This window comes from Phyllobacterium sp. 22552, assembly GCF_052044585.1.
GTDB classification, from domain to species: domain Bacteria; phylum Pseudomonadota; class Alphaproteobacteria; order Rhizobiales; family Rhizobiaceae; genus Phyllobacterium; species Phyllobacterium ifriqiyense.
This window is the reverse complement of record NZ_JBQENG010000006.1, coordinates 178680-197313: the sequence shown is the minus strand read 5'-3', so window position 1 is coordinate 197313 and position 18634 is coordinate 178680. Positions and strand designations below refer to the sequence as shown.

The following is an 18634-nucleotide window of genomic DNA, read 5'->3' as shown; positions in this document are numbered from 1 at the left end:
TTACCGGGCGAGCGCCTGATCGATGACTGTCTTGTTGACTGTCACCGGATAGACGGTCTGCAATTGCGCTATCAACTGGTCGAGGAGATCATCTGCAAGACGCGAACCAAATGCATCTTTCTCCGCGGCTGTAAGAGAATCAGGACCGACATTGGCGGGTTCGATTGCCTCGGTAACCTTAAAGATCAACTTCGATCCATCGCTTGCCGATTCACTCATTCCAACCAAGCCCTGAGGTCCATCGAAAACAGAATCTACGCCACCTTGACCGAGGTCAGCATCCTTGCTTTCGCGCGTAATCCCACGCTTGGTTTCCTTGGTGAATTTGAACTCAGTAGCAATGTCGTCGAGTGACGTTCCATCCGCAACGCGCTTGCGAACTTCCTCAGCTTTCGCATTCAGCTGTTTTTCAAGTTCGGCTGTCTTCCAATGCTCGATGACCTTAGCCTTAACTTCGTCCAATGGCCGTTCACGGGCTGGCGTTACGCTGTCGACATCGTACCAGAGATAGGCATTCGTGCCGAGGCTGAACGGCTCATTGTCAAAACCGACATCTGCCTGAAAAATTGCGGCCATCTGGTTTTCATCAAACGGCAAGTTTGGAACGTCTTTTTCGTCGGGCGAGCGGCCATTTTGGTCCACCGCATCGATCGTTACCACCTTCAGGTTTTGAGCTGCGGCAGCTTCCGCCATGGTCTGGCCATCAGCGCGCGCATTTTCATAGGCGTCATGGACATCCGCTACGGCATTTGTCGCCTGTGCAAGGGCAATATTCTCACGAATTTCTTTTTCAACTTCAGGAAGCTGCTTGACTACTTCAGGTGTGACCGCAGTGACGCGAACAATCACAGGACCAAACGTTCCCTTCAATACGTCGCTTACGCCATTGGCTTGAAGCGCGGAGATTGGCTCGGCGATGGATTGGTCGGGCAGGGCACTCTTCGGGAATGTGCCAAGATGCACATCATTCATGCTCTTGCCTTCGGCCTTGACCAAATCCTCGAAGCTCATGCCTGTTTTAAGCTTTTCCAATCCAGCTTTCGCAGCAGCTTCGTCGGCAAATGACAGCTGTTCGATAGTGCGCGTTTCCGGTGTGGAGTAGCGGGCAATGTTCTTTTCGTACTCTGCCTTGATCTCTTCAGGCGTTACCGTTGCCGGGTTTGCAATATCCGAGGCCTCAAGTTTGACGTAGCTGACCTTGCGGTATTGCGGCGCGCCATAGACTTCTTTGTTGGCTTCGAAATATGTCTTCAGGTCCGCATCACTTGGGTCGGCAACGCTTGAGACGAAGTTTTTCGGCATAGCTACATATTCAATGGTGCGCGATTCGCCTTTGTAAATAGCGATGGCTTTAACCAGCGTTTCTGGAGCCTTGATCCCGTCTGCGACAGCCTCGACGATCTGTTGGCGGCGTGCAACCTGGGCGCTATTGTCCAGATAGTTTTGCGGCGTCATGCCAGCATTGCGCAGAACGGCGTCAAACTGTGCGCTGCTGAACTGTCCGTTTGCGCCCCGAAATGCGGGATCTTCGGCTGCAAGCTGGGCCAAACGGTCTTTTGACAGACCCAAAGACATCTTGCGGGCCTGCTCATCAAGCAAGGCGCCGGCAACAAGCCGCCCCTGGACCTGATTGCTAATGCCGATGGCATCAGCCTGTTCGCGTGTCAGCCGTTGACCAAAGCGTTGCGACAATGACGCAAGCTCGCGGTCATAAGCCAAGCGGTAATCGAGAGGCGATACTTCGGAATCTCCCGCCTTGATGGCAGCATTGCCGTTAATGGCGCCAAGCAGGGTGCTCGACGCGCCCCAGCCTATAAAGCTGAGTCCGAGAAGAGCGAGAAGCAACTTGGCTACCCAGGTCTGGGCAACATTGCGGAGGGAGTCGAGCATATTAAAGTCACCGTATTAAACGAAACGCAGTTGAATCCTAGCGGGAATAGCGTGATGCAAAGCTTGTGTCGATTGCTTTATCAAGTGAATTTGCTAGTCAGGCAATCAAAGACTTCAGAAAATCGCCCAAACCATGACTTTCGTGACTTAAGGAAGAGAAGATGACCCCCAATATTCGCCCTCTCGTCGCCGGTAACTGGAAAATGAATGGCATGGGAGATCAGCTTGATGAACTTCGCGTGATCATTAATCGTCCCAACTCGGCAATCGGCGAAAAAATAGATGCTCTCATTTGCGTGCCTGCAACGCTTGTCTGGCGAGCTGCGCAATCCGTAGAGGGTGAGAAGTTGAACATTGGTGGTCAGGACTGCCACGCAAAGCAGTCTGGCGCTCATACAGGTGATATAGCTGCCAGCATGCTGAAAGACGCGGGAGCATCGCACGTCATCGTCGGTCACTCGGAGCGCCGCACCGACCATGGCGAGACCGATGCCATCGTCAATGCCAAGGCGCGCGCTGGCTGGGAAGCTGGTCTTACTGCCATTATCTGCATCGGAGAAACCGAGTTGCAGCGCAAAGCAGGTTCGACGCTGGAAATCATCGCGACGCAACTTGCTGGGTCAGTTCCCGATAATGCCACCGCCGGAAATACGATTGTCGCCTACGAGCCCGTCTGGGCAATCGGAACCGGACTGACACCGACTGCCGAAGACGTGCGGGAAGTCCACGCATCTATTCGGGCGGCATTAAGCGATAGCTTTGGTGAGGAGGGTAGGGCAATGCGCATCCTCTATGGCGGGTCGGTGAAACCATCCAATGCTGTTGAACTTCTTGGTATAGAGAATGTCGATGGCGCACTTGTGGGTGGTGCGAGCTTGAAAGCACCGGACTTTCTAGCCATCTGTGAAGCATATCATTCGCTCTAAGCGTAAAACCGGGCTTGGTTTATCGACCGATACGGTGTAAAGAGCCGCGTCCGACACTTGAGAAGCAGAAAATACCCATGCAAACCGTCCTTATTGTGATTCATCTTCTGATAGTACTTGCCCTCGTTGGGGTTGTGCTCGTGCAGCGTTCCGAAGGCGGTGGTCTGGGTATTGGCGGCGGGTCCGGTTTGATGACTGCACGGGGTGCTGCAAACGTGCTGACCCGTGCAACAGCCATCCTGGCAACAGGGTTCTTTATCACTTCCTTGGCGCTCGGCATTCTTTCGCGCTATAGCGAAACGCCCACTGACATTCTCAATCGTATTCCGACGACGACAGGCAGTCAGCCTGCCGGTCAGCAGCCTCCTTCAAGCGGCGGTGTTCTTAATCAGTTGGGCGGCGCATCGTCGACCGCCCCGGCAACGCCAGCGGCACCAGCCCCCGAATCGACCGCGCCCGCGCCTACAGCACCGGTTACTCCAGCGCAGCCTGCAAATCCTGTTCCGAACTCGCAGTAAAACGCATACGGTTATATAGTTACGCGGAACCACAACAATGTGTTGCGGTTCCGCAACTTCTTTGATGCATCCATCATTCGTCAGGAATGATCACAGCGATTTGCATTGAGAAGGGCCCTATCTTCAGTTATCGCAATATCAAGTTGGCCTAGGGGGCCCGGCAAGCGTCGCTTGGGACGCTTTGCAATCCATTCGGGAATACACATCATGTTGTCACGTCGCTCATTGCTTATTGGAATGTCGGTACTGGCCTTGGCCGGCCCTGCATCTGCCGAGCCGATCCTCAAGAAACTTACAAAGCCTTTCACTGGCGAACGCGATGCAGCAAAGCCGGTAGAAGTGGCGGAGGTGCGCACGCCGGCCCGCCCGAAGAAAACAAAATATGGCATTGATCCAAAATACATGCCGCAGGAAGTTGAATTCTCCGGATACAAGCCGGGCACGATCGTGATCGATCCGCAAGCGAGATTTCTCTATCTGGTCCAAAGCGCCTATTCTGCCCGCCGTTATGGTATTGCCGTTGGCAAGGAAGGGCTCGAGTTCAAGGGTACGGCTGTTGTCCAGACAAAGCGCGAATGGCCTCGTTGGATTCCAACCAAGGAAATGATCAAGCGCGAACCAGCTCATTATGCCAAGTATGAGAACGGCATGGATGGCGGTCCTGGTAATCCTTTGGGCGCCCGTGCAATCTATCTGTCACAGGGAAATCGTGACACCTATGTGCGTATCCACGGCACCGTGCAGCCTTGGACTATTGGTAGCTCAGCTTCCAATGGCTGCTTCCGCATGGTCAATGATCACGTTATCGATCTCTATGATCGCGTGAAAATCGGCACGGAAGTTGTTGTTCTATAACAACTAATACCGGATTTAATTGAACGGCCAGACTTTGCGTCTGGCCGTTTTGTTTGAAATGAAGAAAAGATTTGTGCGGGAAAACGGCGCTTCAGCCGAATTTTTTTGTGGCCAAATCACTTGCAAAGGACTAACGAGATAAGCCCATGGCCCGATATGTTTTCATCACTGGTGGCGTGGTTTCTTCCCTCGGAAAAGGCATCGCTGCAGCCGCTTTGGCGGCACTCCTCCAAGCTCGTGGATACCGTGTACGGATTCGCAAGCTTGATCCTTATCTCAACGTCGACCCCGGAACGATGTCGCCCTATCAACATGGCGAAGTGTTTGTAACCGACGATGGCGCCGAAACTGACCTTGATCTTGGTCATTATGAGCGTTTCACGGGGCGTCCCGCCAATAAGCAGGACAACATCACGACAGGGCGGATTTATCGCAACATTATCGAAAAGGAACGCCGGGGCGATTATCTCGGTGCGACGGTTCAGGTAATTCCGCACGTCACTGATGAGATCAAGAACTTCATTGTCGAAGGCAATGAGGATTATGATTTCGTTCTTTGTGAAATCGGTGGTACGGTCGGTGACATTGAAGCAATGCCCTTCCTTGAAGCGATCCGCCAACTTGGCAATGATTTGCCGCGCGGCAGCGCTGTTTATATCCACCTGACCCTCATGCCCTACATACCGGCTGCGGGTGAACTCAAGACCAAGCCAACCCAGCATTCGGTAAAAGAGCTGCGTTCCATTGGTATTGCTCCCGATATTCTTCTCATTCGCGCTGATCGCGAGATTCCGGAATCCGAGCGCCGCAAGCTATCGCTGTTCTGCAACGTCCGGGCTTCTGCCGTTATTCAGGCGCTTGATGTGGATACAATTTATGATGTGCCTATGGCCTATCATAAAGAAGGTCTGGATTCAGAAGTCTTGGCCGCATTTGGGATCGATCCGGCACCGAAGCCTCGCATGGAGCGTTGGGACGAAGTCAGCCAGCGCATCCACAATCCGGAAGGCGAGGTTACGATTGCCATTGTTGGTAAATATACCGGCCTGAAAGATGCGTATAAATCGCTGATTGAAGCGCTGCATCATGGCGGCATGGCCAATAAGGTAAAGGTCAATCTGGACTGGATCGAATCCGAAATATTCGAACAGGAAGATCCTGCGCCTTACCTGCAAAAGGTTCACGGTATTCTCGTGCCTGGCGGGTTTGGCGAGCGCGGTTCGGAGGGCAAGATACTTGCCGCCAAGTTCGCCCGTGAAAAAAAGGTTCCGTATTTCGGTATTTGTTTTGGCATGCAGATGGCTGTGATCGAAGCCGCTCGTTCCTTGGCTGGCGTCGAAAAGGCATCTTCTACCGAGTTTGGCCCAGCGATCGAGCCCGTTGTTGGCCTGATGACCGAGTGGCTTAAAGGCAATATGCTTGAAAAGCGCGCGCAGACCGGGGATTTGGGCGGAACGATGCGTCTTGGCGCCTATGATGCGTTGCTCAAGTCGGGCACACGGATTGCTGATATTTACGGTTCTACCGACATTTCCGAACGGCACAGACATCGGTATGAAGTGAATATCGAATATAAGGACCGTCTTGAAGAATGTGGTTTGGTATTCTCGGGCATGTCGCCGGATGGCGTTCTGCCTGAAACGGTGGAATATCCTGACCATCCCTGGTTCATCGGTGTACAGTATCATCCGGAATTGAAGTCGCGTCCGTTTGAGCCACATCCATTGTTTGCATCGTTCATCAATGCGGCGATGGCGCAAAGCAGGCTCGTTTGATCGGCAAGGGTGTGACTTGAATTGCAGTCAGCATTGAGGCACACCCTTTCATCATGAGCAATTTGTCACCCCGCACGCCCCGTCCTGTCGACCATCTGGTTTTGCCCACGGCAGATCTGGAAATCGCACGCGTGCGATTGGAACAACTTGGGTTCACGGTCGCGCCTGTAGGGGTACATCCGTTCGGAACCGAGAATGTTTGCGTATTCTTCGGCGATAATAGTTTCCTTGAGTTTTTGGCCATAGGTCAGCGCGAGACATGCGAGGCTGAGGCGATTAAAGGCAATGTGTTTGTCGCGCGGGATCAGGCCTATCGGTTCCGTAACGGGCAGGAAGGTTTTTCTGCACTCGTCATGGGCAGCGAGAACGCAAAAGCCGACCATCAATCTTTCGCAGAGGCAGGGATTTCTGCCGGCAATATTCTGGATTTTTCCCGGCCGTTCATTTTGCCGGATGGCAAAGAGGACCGAGCGGGATTTCGCTTGGCTTTTGCCGCGGACCTGCGCGCACCCGATATATTCTTCTTCACTTGCGAGCGCATAAACACCCCAAAGGTAGATCGGAGCGCGTTGCAATTACATGCAAATGGTGCTGCCGTTTTGCGGGAAGTGGTTCTTTCTGAGGTCAATCCCACGGATTTCCAGTATCCTTTGCAGGAAGTGATCAATCAGCGCGACGTCAACGCGCATTCATTCGGCATGGATATGGCTGCGGCCAATGCAAATATTACCGTGCTTACGCCATCCGGATTGAAGGCATTCACCGGCATAGAATCATCAACAATGGAGCGCGGTCTGCGCCTGCAAGCTTTCGTGCTTGGTGTTCGTGATCTGGCGGCAGTTGAATCTTTACTCATCAGCAACAATATTCCAATCGAAAAGCGTGGCTCCCGCCTGATCGTGCACAAGGCACCAGGGCAGGGCGCTGCCATCGCATTTGAGGCCCTCTAATATGTCCCAGAATTCCATCGTTTCCGCTGGCAATGTCGCATTTTCCAATAGCGGCAGACTTTCGCTCATTGCGGGCCCTTGCCAGATGGAAAGCCGCCAGCACGCTTTCGACATGGCAGGCGCATTGAAAGAAATGGCCGAAAAGCTTGGCATTGGCCTCGTCTATAAATCCAGCTTTGACAAGGCGAATCGCACGTCGCTCTCCGGCAAGCGCGGCTTTGGCCTTGAAAATTCCTTGCCGGTATTTGCTGATATTAAAAAGGAGCTTGGTCTTCCAACGCTCACCGATGTTCACACGGAAGAGCAATGCGCAATTCTCGGCGAGGTTGTCGATGTTTTGCAGATTCCAGCCTTTCTTTGCCGCCAAACCGATCTTCTGATTGCTGCCGCCAAGACCGGTAAAATCGTGAATATCAAAAAGGGTCAGTTTCTTGCGCCTTGGGATATGAAGAATGTCGTGGCCAAAGTGACAGAGAGCGGCAACCCGAATGTGATGGTGACCGAGCGTGGTGCTTCCTTCGGTTACAACACGTTGGTGTCCGACATGCGATCCCTGCCAATTATGGCAAGCTTTGGCGCGCCGGTTATTTTTGACGCGACTCACTCCGTGCAGCAGCCGGGTGGCCAGGGTGGTTCGACTGGCGGTCAGCGCGAGTTCGTTGAAACTCTATCGCGCGCGGCAGTGGCCGTTGGTGTGGCGGGTGTCTTTATCGAGACGCATCAGGATCCCGACAACGCCCCGTCAGATGGTCCCAATATGGTGCCGTTGGATCAGATGCCTCGTTTGCTTGAAAAACTGCTGGAATTCGACCGCATAGCCAAAGCTGTTTGACCACGCGCGACATTGTTCCGCAATTAAAGTTTGAGTTTTTTGCAACCATGGGCGGATTTACCCATTAACCCTTCATGCAAAAGCAAGAAGGAGAAGCAAAATGCCAACCAGTTCAGGTCATACAACAGCTATCCGCGCTTCACGTGTTATTGGCACCAATGTCTATAACACTGCCGGCGAAAAGATGGGCGAGATTGAGGATGTCATGCTTGATAAGACATCCGATAAGATAATGTTTGCAGTTGTCGGCTTTGGAGGTTTCTTGGGCATTGGTGAGAAGTATCACGCCATACCTTGGTCACTGCTCGACTATGACAAAAACAATGGCGGTTACACTGTTGGGTTCACTCGCCAGCAGCTGGAACAGGCTCCTGTGAACACAATCGCCGAGCTTACGGAAAATGATGGTCGCAAAGTAAGGGATATGTCGTTCTCTTATTATAAGGTCGATAAGGCGGCTTAAGGTCGCTGATCTTCAAAAGAGGCCGCTTTCGAGCGGCCTTTTTTTCGTTTTAATGCACAAATCGACTTGTCAGGGTTTTCCTTGTCATCTTCATTCGCTATTCAGGGGCCAGCTTATGCTGTCCCACGTTTTCAAAAGGAAATCCCATGACTGCGATTGTCGATATTATTGGCCGTGAAATTCTGGATAGTCGCGGTAACCCGACTGTGGAAGTCGATGTCATCCTCGAAGACGGTTCCATGGGCCGCGCTGCTGTACCTTCGGGCGCATCGACTGGCGCACATGAAGCTGTTGAGTTGCGCGACGGCGGAACCCGTTATCTCGGCAAGGGCGTTCAAAAAGCTGTTGACGCAGTGAATGGCGAACTGTTTGACGCGATTGGCGGTCTAGAAGCAGAAAATCAGATCCATATCGATCAGACCATGATTGAACTTGATGGCACGCCGAACAAGAGCCGTCTTGGTGCCAATGCAATTCTCGGCGTTTCGCTCGCTGTTGCCAAGGCCGCCGCTGAGGCATCGGGCCTGCCGCTTTATCGCTACCTCGGCGGTCCAAACGCTCATGTCCTGCCAGTGCCCATGATGAACATCATCAATGGCGGCGCCCATGCCGACAACCCAATCGACTTTCAGGAATTTATGATCCTGCCAGTCGGCGCGTCATCTTTGGCAGAAGCCGTGCGTTATGGTTCGGAAGTGTTTCACACGCTGAAGAAGCGCCTCAAGGATGCGGGCCATAGCACAAATGTCGGCGATGAAGGCGGCTTTGCTCCAGATTTGAAGTCTGCTGAAGAAGCGCTCGATTTCATCATGGAGTCGATTGAAAAAGCTGGATTCAAGCCTGGTGAAGAAATCGCGATCGGTCTTGATTGTGCCGCCACTGAGTTCTTCAAAGGCGGAAACTACGTATACGAAGGCGACAACCAGAGCCGTAACCCGAAGGCGCAAGCTGAATATCTCGCTCAGCTCGTTGGCAATTATCCCATCATAACGGTCGAAGACGGCATGTCGGAAGATGATTGGGAAGGCTGGAAGCACCTCACTGATCTTGTTGGAAAGAAATGCCAGCTCGTCGGCGACGATCTTTTCGTGACCAACTCGGCCCGTCTTCGTGATGGCATCAAGATGGGTGTTGCCAACTCGATCCTCGTCAAGGTCAACCAGATTGGCACATTGTCTGAAACTTTTGACGCTGTGGAAACGGCCCATCGCGCTGGCTATACATCTGTGATGTCGCATCGTTCTGGCGAAACCGAAGATTCAACCATTGCGGATCTTGCAGTTGCTACCAATTGCGGACAGATCAAGACCGGATCGCTGTCACGTTCTGACCGGATCGCAAAGTACAACCAGTTGATCCGTATTGAAGAAGAGCTTGGTCCGCAGGCCAGCTATGCGGGCCGCGGCATTTTCCGCTTCATCTAATATTTGAACCTATCGAATTTAAATGGCGGGCTCAGGTCCGCCATTTTTTTGGGCGGATTAGAGCCCGCTGCCGCATGTTTCCTGATACGCATCAGTTTGAAGCTCATGAATGCTCAAGGCGATCTGAATGCCAAGCGCACCGCAAATAATCAGGCTGGATGCGGCTATCAGGATTCTCAATGGTGGCGACTTCGGAAATCCGGATATCGCGAAAATGCCAATACTCAGTACATAGACAACAAGAGCCGGCAGCGCGAAAACGAGAACCCCAAATGGCCCGTCACAATCCACACCGGATTGCCCCATCGCCGTGTACTCATTTGGTGTTGTTATTAGTGCTATTATGGCGAGTGGAGCTGCCAGTACCAGCAAAGCAATTGCGCTGATGTTTCGAATGCTCATACCGGCGCCATTAGATGTTTGTCAAAAGATGCCCGGACTTCGTAACATGGTTTTGAGGCGGCTGGTAATCGCCTGTTAAGCAAAACACTGTTTTATGACTGTGTGACAAATCAGGCCATCGTGACCTGATTCCGTAGCGATCCGGATAAGACAATGTGGACAAAACAGAGACGTAAAACCAGGCGGGGGCGCTTAATTGTTCCGCTGCTCGCCACCCTGTTTTTCGCCTATTTCGGCTTCCATGCCTATCACGGCGAATATGGTCTTTATTCCACCATTAAACTGCAGGAGCGAACCCAGCTGCTTCAGGCTCAGCTTGCTGCTGTCGTCGAGAATCGCAAGGAGCTTGAACGACAGGTTAAACTTATGCATGATGGGACAATTGAGAAGGATATGCTGGACGAGCAAGCTCGCAAAGCACTGAACGTTTCCCGTCCGGATGAGGTCACGATAATGCGTGGTTCCGGAGATTTAGCTATTAACTGATATCCGGTTAATAGCTATTTTGTTGTGTATTTTGAACGTCTTATTTGCATAGCACTTATTCGATTCTGCGTATTGTAAGTTCTGTCTCTGCTGCTATTCTCTTGCGACCAAGTCACAGGGAGTGAGATATGGCCACGAGGGCGAAAAAAAGCCCTGCGCGTTCCGCGCAGACTTCTGCTGCTAAAGCACCAAAACCAATCGAATTCACCAAAGAGCAAGAGCTGGAAGCCTACCGGCAGATGTTGTTGATCCGCCGCTTCGAAGAGAAGGCTGGTCAACTCTATGGCATGGGCTTTATCGGCGGCTTCTGTCACCTTTATATCGGACAGGAAGCGGTCGTCACAGGCATGCAAATGTCGCTCAAGGAAGGTGACCAGAATATCACCGGCTATCGTGACCATGGTCACATGCTCGCTTGCGGCATGAGTCCGCGGGGCGTGATGGCTGAACTGACTGGACGACGAGGCGGTCTTTCGAAGGGCAAGGGCGGCTCGATGCATATGTTCTCCAAGGAGAAGCATTTCTACGGCGGTCACGGTATCGTTGGTGCACAGGTTTCGCTCGGTACAGGTCTGGCATTCGCCAATCGCTACCGCGACAATGGCAATGTCTCCCTTGCCTATTTCGGCGACGGCGCCGCCAATCAGGGCCAGGTTTATGAAAGCTTCAACATGGCATCGCTATGGAAGCTTCCTGTCGTCTACATCATTGAAAACAATCGCTATGCGATGGGCACCTCGGTTTCTCGTGCATCCGCCGAAACTGACTTCTCCAAGCGTGGTCTCTCGTTCAATATTCCCGGTATTCAGGTTGATGGTATGGATGTTCGTGCCGTTAACGCTGCGGGCGAGGAAGCAACAGCCTGGGCCCGTTCCGGCAAAGGCCCGATGATCCTTGAGATGCAGACATACCGGTATCGTGGTCACTCCATGTCGGATCCGGCCAAATACCGTTCGAAGGACGAAGTGCAGAAGATGCGCTCCGATCATGACCCAATTGAGCAGGTGAAGAACCGGTTGATCGAAAAAGGATGGTCCACAGAGGACGATCTGAAGAAGATCGATAAGGACGTTCGCGATATCGTTGCAGATGCAGCTGATTTTGCGCAGTCCGATCCGGAGCCGGATGCATCCGAGCTCTACACCGACATTTTGCTCTAAGGGAGGCGCGATCATGCCTGTAGATATTTTGATGCCAGCACTCTCGCCAACTATGGAAGAGGGCAAGCTGTCCAAATGGCTGAAGAAAGAAGGCGATAAGGTCACGTCCGGTGACATTCTCGCCGAAATCGAAACCGACAAGGCGACGATGGAGGTCGAAGCCGTTGACGAAGGTACAATCGGCAAGATTCTTGTCGCCGAAGGTACTGACGGTGTAAAGGTGAACACCGTGATCGCCGTGCTGCTTGGTGATGGCGAAAGCGCTGATGATGCCGCAGCGCCCAAGGCAGATGCTTCCGCCAAGGCAGAAGCTGCGCCAGCACAGGCTGAGCCGGAAGCTCCCAAGCAAGAGACTGCTCCCGAAAAGACCAGCGTTCCTGCTGCGCCGAAAACTGAAGTTGCCGCTGATCCCGATATTCCGGCAGGCACCGAAATGGTTTCGACGACCGTTCGTGAAGCTTTGCGCGATGCGATGGCTGAAGAAATGCGCCGCGACGACTCGGTGTTTGTCATGGGCGAGGAAGTCGCTGAATATCAGGGTGCCTATAAGATCACTCAAGGCCTGCTTGATGAATTTGGTCCGCGCCGCGTTGTCGATACGCCAATCACGGAGCATGGCTTTGCCGGTGTTGGCGTCGGCGCTGCGATGACCGGCCTGCGTCCTATCGTTGAATTCATGACATTCAACTTTGCCATGCAGGCAATCGACCAGATACTCAACTCTGCTGCCAAGACGCTCTATATGTCTGGTGGTCAGATGGGTGCGCCGATGGTTTTCCGTGGCCCAAGCGGTGCAGCCTCACGCGTGGCGGCCCAGCATTCGCAATGTTATGCTGCATGGTATAGTCACATTCCCGGTCTGAAGGTCGTTATGCCTTATTCGGCTGCCGATGCAAAAGGCCTGCTCAAGGCTGCAATCCGCGATCCTAATCCGGTGATCTTCCTTGAGAACGAAATCCTTTATGGTCATTCATTTGATGTGCCGAAGCTTGATGATTTCGTCCTGCCAATCGGCAAGGCCCGTATCCACAAGAAGGGCAAGGATGTTACACTTGTCTCATTCGGCATCGGCATGAACTATACGGTGAAGGCTGAAGTCGAGCTTGCCAAGATGGGTATTGATGCGGAAATCATTGATCTGCGTACAATCCGGCCAATGGATATTCCAACAGTGGTTGAATCTGTGAAGAAGACAGGTCGCCTTGTAACCATTGAGGAGGGCTACCCGCAGTCTTCAGTTGGTACGGAAATTGCCACCCGCGTCATGCAGCAGGCCTTTGATTATCTAGATGCTCCAATCCTGACGATTGCGGGCAAGGATGTTCCAATGCCTTATGCTGCCAATCTGGAAAAGCTGGCGCTGCCAAACATTCAGGAAATTATCGACGCCGTCAAAGCTGTGACCTACACAGCATAAGGGGAGGAAACCGATATGCCGATCAATATCACCATGCCGGCGCTTTCTCCTACGATGGAAGAGGGCAACCTTGCCAAATGGCTTGTCAAAGAAGGCGATAAGGTTGGGCCCGGCGATGTTATTGCCGAGATCGAAACCGATAAGGCAACAATGGAAGTTGAAGCCGTTGACGAAGGTACCGTTGCCAAAATCGTCGTTCCGGCAGGCACTGAAGGCGTCAAGGTCAATGCCTTGATTGCTATTCTAGCGGCTGATGGCGAGGATGTTGGCGCGGCTGCCCAAGGCGGTGGCGATGCTGCTCCTGCCAAAGCAGAAGCAAAAGAAGAGAAGAAGGCTGAGCCAGCCGCAGAAACCCCCAAAGCCGATGCACCCAAATCAGAACCGGCCAAGGCAGAAGCGCCAAAGCAGGAAGCACCTGCTGCTGATGCCAAGGCGGGCGATCGTCCATTTTCATCGCCGCTTGCGCGCCGCATAGCCAAGGATGCAGGGATTGATCTTGTCGCGGTTACGGGCACTGGACCGCATGGCCGCGTTATAAAGAAAGACGTTGAAGCCGCTATTGCCGGAGGCGGTGCCAAATCGGCAGCGCCTGCCGCTGCAGCGCCAGCTACTACTGCTGCATCCGCGCCCAAGCCGATGTCTGATGACGCTGTGCTTAAGCTGTTTGCCGAAGGCTCTTACGAGCTTGTACCGCATGACGGCATGCGTAAAACAATCGCCAAGCGTCTTCTCGAGGCAAAATCGACGGTTCCTCACTTCTACCTAACTGTCGATTGCGAGTTGGATGCCCTTCTGGCCCTACGCCAGCAGATCAATCTTGCTGCACCAATGCGCAAAACCGACAAGGGCGATGTTCCGGTCTACAAGCTCTCGGTCAATGATTTCATCATCAAGGCGATGGCTTTGGCCTTGCGCGATGTACCGGAAGCCAATGTTTCCTGGACTGAAAGCAATATGGTCAAGCACAAGCATTCCGATGTGGGTGTGGCTGTCTCCATCCCCGGTGGATTGATCACACCAATCATCCGCAAGGCAGAAGAGAAAGCCCTATCGACCATTTCCAATGAAATGAAAGACTTGGCCAAGCGCGCGCGTGATCGCAAGCTAAAGCCCGAGGAATATCAGGGCGGCACAACAGCAGTCTCCAACCTCGGCATGTTCGGCGTGAAGGATTTTGCGGCGATCATCAACCCTCCACATGCGACCATCCTTGCCATTGGGGCAGGCGAAGAACGTGCTGTGGTGAAAAAAGGCGAGATCAAGGTTGCTACGGTAATGTCCGTTACGCTTTCAACCGATCATCGTGCGGTTGACGGGGCCCTTGGGGCAGAACTCGCTCAGGCTTTCAAGCGGCACATTGAAAACCCGATGGGCATGCTGGTCTGAGAAAAGATATGAAAACAGTCCTCTGCTATGGCGACTCACTGACCTGGGGATATATCCCGGGAGGATCGGGTCGCCATGCACTGGCTGATCGTTGGCCAAATGCGCTTCAGGCAGAGCTTGGAGCGGGCGTCAATGTCGTCGCGGACGGTTTGAACGGTCGCACGACTGCCTATGATGATCATCTGTCAGGATTTCAAAGGAATGGTGCCAAGACACTGACCACCGTTCTTGGCACCCATTTCCCTCTCGATCTGATCATTATCATGCTTGGCACAAATGATATGAAAGCATTTATCTGCGGCAATGCGCAGGGTGCAAAACGAGGCATGCAGCGGCTGATTGAGATCGTCCGCACAGCGCCATACCAGTTCAATGCCCAGCCACCGCAGATACTTGTCATGTCGCCGCCCGCATTGGGCGAAACGGAAGGGCCGGAATTCCGGCTGACCTTCGAGCAGGGCATTGAGCAGTCGCGCTTGCTTGCTGCGTTTTATCGTGATGCCGCAGATATTGCCGGTTGCGCTTTCTTTGATGCCGGATCCGTTGTGAAAACATCACCGCTTGATGGCGTACATCTTGATGCAGAAAATACCCGGGCAATCGGCAAGGCCGTTGCACCCATCGTTCGAGACATACTCGATCTTTAATTCAGGAGGATAATGGTCTTGGCCAATAATTACGACGTGATCATCATTGGTTCTGGCCCTGGCGGCTATGTGACCGCAATTCGTTCCGCGCAGCTTGGCCTTAAGACCGCTATTGTCGAGCGGGAGCATCTGGGCGGCATATGTCTCAACTGGGGCTGCATACCGACCAAAGCATTGCTGCGTTCAGCGGAGATTTTCAATTACGGCCAGCACGCCAAGGACTACGGTCTTACTATTGAAGGCAAGATTTCCGCCGATATCAAGGCTGTTGTGCAGCGTTCGCGCGGCGTCTCCGCCCGCCTGAATGCCGGCATCGGCTTCCTGATGAAGAAGAACAAGGTTGATGTGATCTGGGGCGAGGCAAAGCTTTCGAAGCCTGGTGAGATCGTCGTCACAAAGACTTCAAAGAAGCCCATGGAGCCCCAAAATCCGGTTCCGAAGAACGCGCAGGGCGAGGGCACTTATACTGCCAAGCATATTATTCTCGCCACCGGCGCGCGCCCTCGTGCACTGCCAGGTATCGAACCGGATGGCAAGTTGATCTGGACATATTTCGAAGCCATGATCCCGCCGGAAATGCCTAAGTCCCTTGTAGTCATGGGCTCGGGTGCGATTGGTATCGAATTCGCATCATTCTATCGCACCATGGGGGCGGAAGTCACGGTCGTCGAGCTTCTGCCAAATGTCATGCCTGTGGAAGACGCGGAAATATCCGCCATTGCCCGTAAGCAATTCGAAAAGCAGGGTATGAAGATCATCACGGAGGCCAAGGTAACCAAGGTTGAGAAAGCGGCAAATTCCATCACAGCTCATGTGGAAACCAAGGATGGCAAGGTTGAGAAAATCACTGCCGACCGTTTGATTTCCGCTGTGGGCGTTCAAGGCAATATCGAAAATCTTGGGCTTGAAGCGCTCGGCGTGAAGACAGATCGCGGCTGTGTGGTCATTGATGGTTATGGCAGGACCAATGTTCCGGGAATTTACGCCATTGGGGATGTGGCTGGCCCCCCCATGCTGGCGCACAAGGCCGAGCATGAGGGCGTTATCTGCGTTGAGAAGATAGCAAATGTCCCCGGCGTGCATCCAATGGAAAAAGACAAGATTCCTGGCTGCACTTACTGCCACCCGCAGGTCGCGTCTGTCGGTCTGACTGAAGCCAAGGCCAAGGAAGGCGGCCGTGAAATCCGCGTGGGCCGGTTCCAGTTTGCTGCAAATGGCAAGGCCATTGCTCTTGGTGAGGATCAGGGTTTGGTAAAGACCATCTTTGATAAGAAGACTGGCCAGCTGATCGGCGCTCATATGGTTGGTGCAGAAGTGACTGAACTGATACAGGGCTTTGTCGTTGCCATGAATCTGGAGACGACGGAAGAAGAACTCATGCATACGGTATTCCCGCATCCAACCTTGTCGGAAATGATGAAGGAAAGTGTGCTGGATGCTTATGGGCGCGTGCTTAACGCCTGATAGTTGAGGCGACAGGAAAGGAACCGAAGCTGGTAGTCATCAAAGACAGCAGGCCGTGGATCAGCTTTTCATGGTTGATCCTAAAATGGTCGACCCTGATCGGCATCGTGCTGGGGTTTGTGCCTGCTGCCTTGAGTCTGGTTTCAGGCAACACCATATCAGTCAACGGTTTGGCAATTACTGGCTGGACCGGAGTTTGGATGGTAACTTTTGCCTTTGGCTTGGGCGGGTTTCTTTTCGGTGCTATATGGGCCTTGGTATTTCGCGCCATTGCCATGGCGTCTGGACGCTAAAAGGGAACGAAGAGATGGATCAGCCAGTCGGAATAATGGGTATGCCCGAAGTCGGTTTCTTCGGCATGCTGCTTATCGGCTTCCTTGCTGGCTATATTGCCGAGAAGGCGATGAGCCGCAATCATGGGCTTTTCACCAATATTTTGGTTGGCATCGCCGGTTCCTTTGTTGGCGGGACGCTGGCAGGTCTGGTGAATTTCAATTTCTATGGATTCTTTGGAAATCTGATCGTTGCGACAGTTGGCGCAATTCTCATCCTGTGGGTCTTTGGTAAAGCCAAAGCCGCAAATTAGGATATTCTAATGGTAACGGTACTCGACACCATCGATCAAAAAAGGCGCTTGCGCCATCCGGAAAAAGCTAACCGTCCGGACACAGAGCTTCTCAAGAAGCCTGATTGGATACGTGTAAAAGCGCCCGTATCGAAGGGATACTCCGAAACCCGCGATATTGTGCGTTCCCATAACCTTGTCACGGTTTGTGAAGAGGCCGGCTGTCCGAATATTGGTGAATGCTGGGATAAGAAGCACGCGACCTTCATGATCATGGGCGAGATCTGCACGCGTGCCTGTGCATTCTGTAATGTCGCAACTGGCCTGCCGAAGGCGCTGGACCCTGAAGAGCCGGAGAATGTTGGCAAAGCAGTCCTGAAAATGGGTCTGCAACACGTCGTGATTACATCTGTTGATCGTGATGATCTGGCCGATGGCGGGGCGCAGCATTTTGCCGATGTCATCCTGGCCATTCGCCGCATTTCTCCCGGCACGACCATTGAAATTCTGACCCCCGACTTCCTGCGCAAGCCCGGCGCACTGGAAATCGTTGTTGCTGCCCGTCCAGACGTCTTCAACCATAATCTTGAAACTGTGCCTTCGAATTATCTGAAGGTTCGTCCGGGTGCGCGATATTTCCATTCCATAAGGTTGTTGCAGCGCGTCAAGGAAATCGATCCCACCATCTTCACTAAATCCGGCATCATGGTTGGGTTGGGCGAAGAGCGGAACGAAGTTTTGCAACTTATGGATGATCTTCGCTCTGCGGATGTGGATTTCATGACGATTGGCCAATATCTCCAACCAACGCGCAAACATCACGCTGTGCTCAACTATGTCACGCCTGACGAGTTCAAGTCTTACGCCACTATCGCCAAGACCAAGGGCTTTCTTGTTGTTGCCTCGAGCCCGCTCACACGTTCCTCGCACCATGCGGGCGAAGATTTTGCCAGATTGAAAGCTGCGCGCGAGGCGCTGCACGCAAGCCGCGCCTGACAAATGCCGAAGTTTGACACGACCCGACCTGTCGCCCACCGCGCAGAGCAGATGTTCGACCTTGTTGCCGATGTAGAAAGCTACCCGCAGTTTTTGCCCATGTGCGAAAGCTTGAAAGTACGCTCGCGCAAAGAACGAGACGGCAAGGTGCTGCTGATTGCGGATATGACAGTCGGCTACAAGCTTATCCGTGAAACCTTCACCAGTCAGGTTTTGCTGAAGCGCGAAGAAAACATCATCGAAACCAAATATATTGATGGTCCATTCCGCTATCTCGATAATCGCTGGCAGTTCGTTCCGGATGCAAATCCTGAGCGATCGACAGTGAAATTCTATATCGATTATGAGTTCAAAAGCCGTACGCTCGGATTTCTGATGGGCTCGATGTTCGATATTGCGTTCCGAAAGTTTACCGAGGCGTTTGAAAAGCGTGCAGATGCCATTTACGGTGTCGACGGCAAATCGCCAATTGCTTGAG

19 protein-coding genes are annotated in these 18634 nt (G+C 52.9%); 17 read left to right on the top strand and 2 right to left on the bottom strand.

The window, feature by feature from the left end; genetic code table 11:
• Positions 1-1890, bottom strand: coding sequence for a SurA N-terminal domain-containing protein (locus tag ACTJI9_RS15630; RefSeq protein ID WP_440809171.1), 1890 nt, complete (start codon positions 1888-1890; stop codon positions 1-3).
• A gap of 161 nt (positions 1891-2051) precedes the next feature.
• On the opposite strand from ACTJI9_RS15630, the gene tpiA reads away from it, so the two are divergent.
• The 8 genes from tpiA (at position 2052) to eno (ending at position 9633) form a co-directional block, all read left to right on the top strand.
• Positions 2052-2816, top strand: coding sequence for a triose-phosphate isomerase (tpiA, locus tag ACTJI9_RS15625; protein WP_440809168.1), 765 nt, complete (start codon positions 2052-2054; stop codon positions 2814-2816).
• A 77-nt stretch (positions 2817-2893) separates the two neighbouring features.
• Positions 2894-3334, top strand: a complete 441-nt coding sequence (secG, locus tag ACTJI9_RS15620) for a preprotein translocase subunit SecG (RefSeq protein WP_115053037.1) — start codon at positions 2894-2896, stop codon at positions 3332-3334.
• A 207-nt stretch (positions 3335-3541) separates the two neighbouring features.
• Entirely contained in the window at positions 3542-4189 is a 648-nt protein-coding gene (locus ACTJI9_RS15615) for a L,D-transpeptidase (RefSeq protein WP_115053038.1), read from the top strand.
• A 146-nt stretch (positions 4190-4335) separates the two neighbouring features.
• Positions 4336-5964 (top strand): CTP synthase, encoded by a 1629-nt coding sequence (locus ACTJI9_RS15610; protein ID WP_440809165.1) that lies wholly within the window; start codon positions 4336-4338, stop codon positions 5962-5964.
• A 53-nt stretch (positions 5965-6017) separates the two neighbouring features.
• Complete coding sequence (locus tag ACTJI9_RS15605) at positions 6018-6914, top strand: VOC family protein (RefSeq protein ID WP_336440080.1); 897 nt, start codon at positions 6018-6020, stop codon at positions 6912-6914.
• 1 nt (position 6915) lies between these two features.
• Complete coding sequence (kdsA, locus tag ACTJI9_RS15600) at positions 6916-7746, top strand: 3-deoxy-8-phosphooctulonate synthase (protein ID WP_115053041.1); 831 nt, start codon at positions 6916-6918, stop codon at positions 7744-7746.
• Between the two features lie 100 nt (positions 7747-7846).
• Complete coding sequence (locus ACTJI9_RS15595; RefSeq protein ID WP_115053042.1) at positions 7847-8209, top strand: PRC-barrel domain-containing protein; 363 nt, start codon at positions 7847-7849, stop codon at positions 8207-8209.
• 146 nt (positions 8210-8355) lie between these two features.
• Positions 8356-9633 carry a phosphopyruvate hydratase gene (gene eno, locus ACTJI9_RS15590; protein WP_115053043.1) on the top strand — a complete coding sequence of 426 codons (1278 nt, stop codon included), beginning with the start codon at positions 8356-8358 and terminating at the stop codon, positions 9631-9633.
• Positions 9634-9690: 57 nt separating this feature from the next.
• On the opposite strand, the gene ACTJI9_RS15585 is transcribed toward eno, so the two are convergent.
• Complete coding sequence (locus ACTJI9_RS15585; RefSeq protein ID WP_440809160.1) at positions 9691-10035, bottom strand: hypothetical protein; 345 nt, start codon at positions 10033-10035, stop codon at positions 9691-9693.
• Between the two features lie 153 nt (positions 10036-10188).
• Between ACTJI9_RS15585 and ACTJI9_RS15580 the strand changes: the two genes are divergently transcribed.
• From ACTJI9_RS15580 to ACTJI9_RS15540, 9 genes are all read left to right on the top strand, one after another.
• Positions 10189-10521 carry an FtsB family cell division protein gene (locus ACTJI9_RS15580; RefSeq protein ID WP_115053045.1) on the top strand — a complete coding sequence of 111 codons (333 nt, stop codon included), beginning with the start codon at positions 10189-10191 and terminating at the stop codon, positions 10519-10521.
• Between the two features lie 128 nt (positions 10522-10649).
• On the top strand, positions 10650-11681 hold the full coding sequence (pdhA, locus tag ACTJI9_RS15575; RefSeq protein ID WP_115053046.1) for a pyruvate dehydrogenase (acetyl-transferring) E1 component subunit alpha: 1032 nt from the start codon (positions 10650-10652) through the stop codon (positions 11679-11681).
• Between the two features lie 13 nt (positions 11682-11694).
• Complete coding sequence (locus tag ACTJI9_RS15570; RefSeq protein ID WP_115053047.1) at positions 11695-13098, top strand: pyruvate dehydrogenase complex E1 component subunit beta; 1404 nt, start codon at positions 11695-11697, stop codon at positions 13096-13098.
• 15 nt (positions 13099-13113) lie between these two features.
• Positions 13114-14484 (top strand): pyruvate dehydrogenase complex dihydrolipoamide acetyltransferase, encoded by a 1371-nt coding sequence (locus ACTJI9_RS15565; protein WP_440809155.1) that lies wholly within the window; start codon positions 13114-13116, stop codon positions 14482-14484.
• Between the two features lie 8 nt (positions 14485-14492).
• The gene (locus ACTJI9_RS15560; RefSeq protein WP_336440084.1) at positions 14493-15131 is read left to right on the top strand and encodes an SGNH/GDSL hydrolase family protein; all 639 of its coding nucleotides are present in this window, start codon (positions 14493-14495) and stop codon (positions 15129-15131) included.
• 18 nt (positions 15132-15149) lie between these two features.
• Positions 15150-16595, top strand: a complete 1446-nt coding sequence (gene lpdA / locus ACTJI9_RS15555) for a dihydrolipoyl dehydrogenase (RefSeq protein ID WP_440809151.1) — start codon at positions 15150-15152, stop codon at positions 16593-16595.
• A gap of 307 nt (positions 16596-16902) precedes the next feature.
• A complete protein-coding gene (locus ACTJI9_RS15550) occupies positions 16903-17181 on the top strand; it encodes a GlsB/YeaQ/YmgE family stress response membrane protein (RefSeq protein WP_115053050.1) in 279 nt (92 codons plus the stop codon).
• Positions 17182-17190: 9 nt separating this feature from the next.
• Complete coding sequence (gene lipA, locus ACTJI9_RS15545) at positions 17191-18156, top strand: lipoyl synthase (RefSeq protein WP_115053051.1); 966 nt, start codon at positions 17191-17193, stop codon at positions 18154-18156.
• 3 nt (positions 18157-18159) lie between these two features.
• Entirely contained in the window at positions 18160-18633 is a 474-nt protein-coding gene (locus ACTJI9_RS15540) for a type II toxin-antitoxin system RatA family toxin (RefSeq protein WP_115053052.1), read from the top strand.
• Position 18634 lies beyond the last annotated feature (1 nt).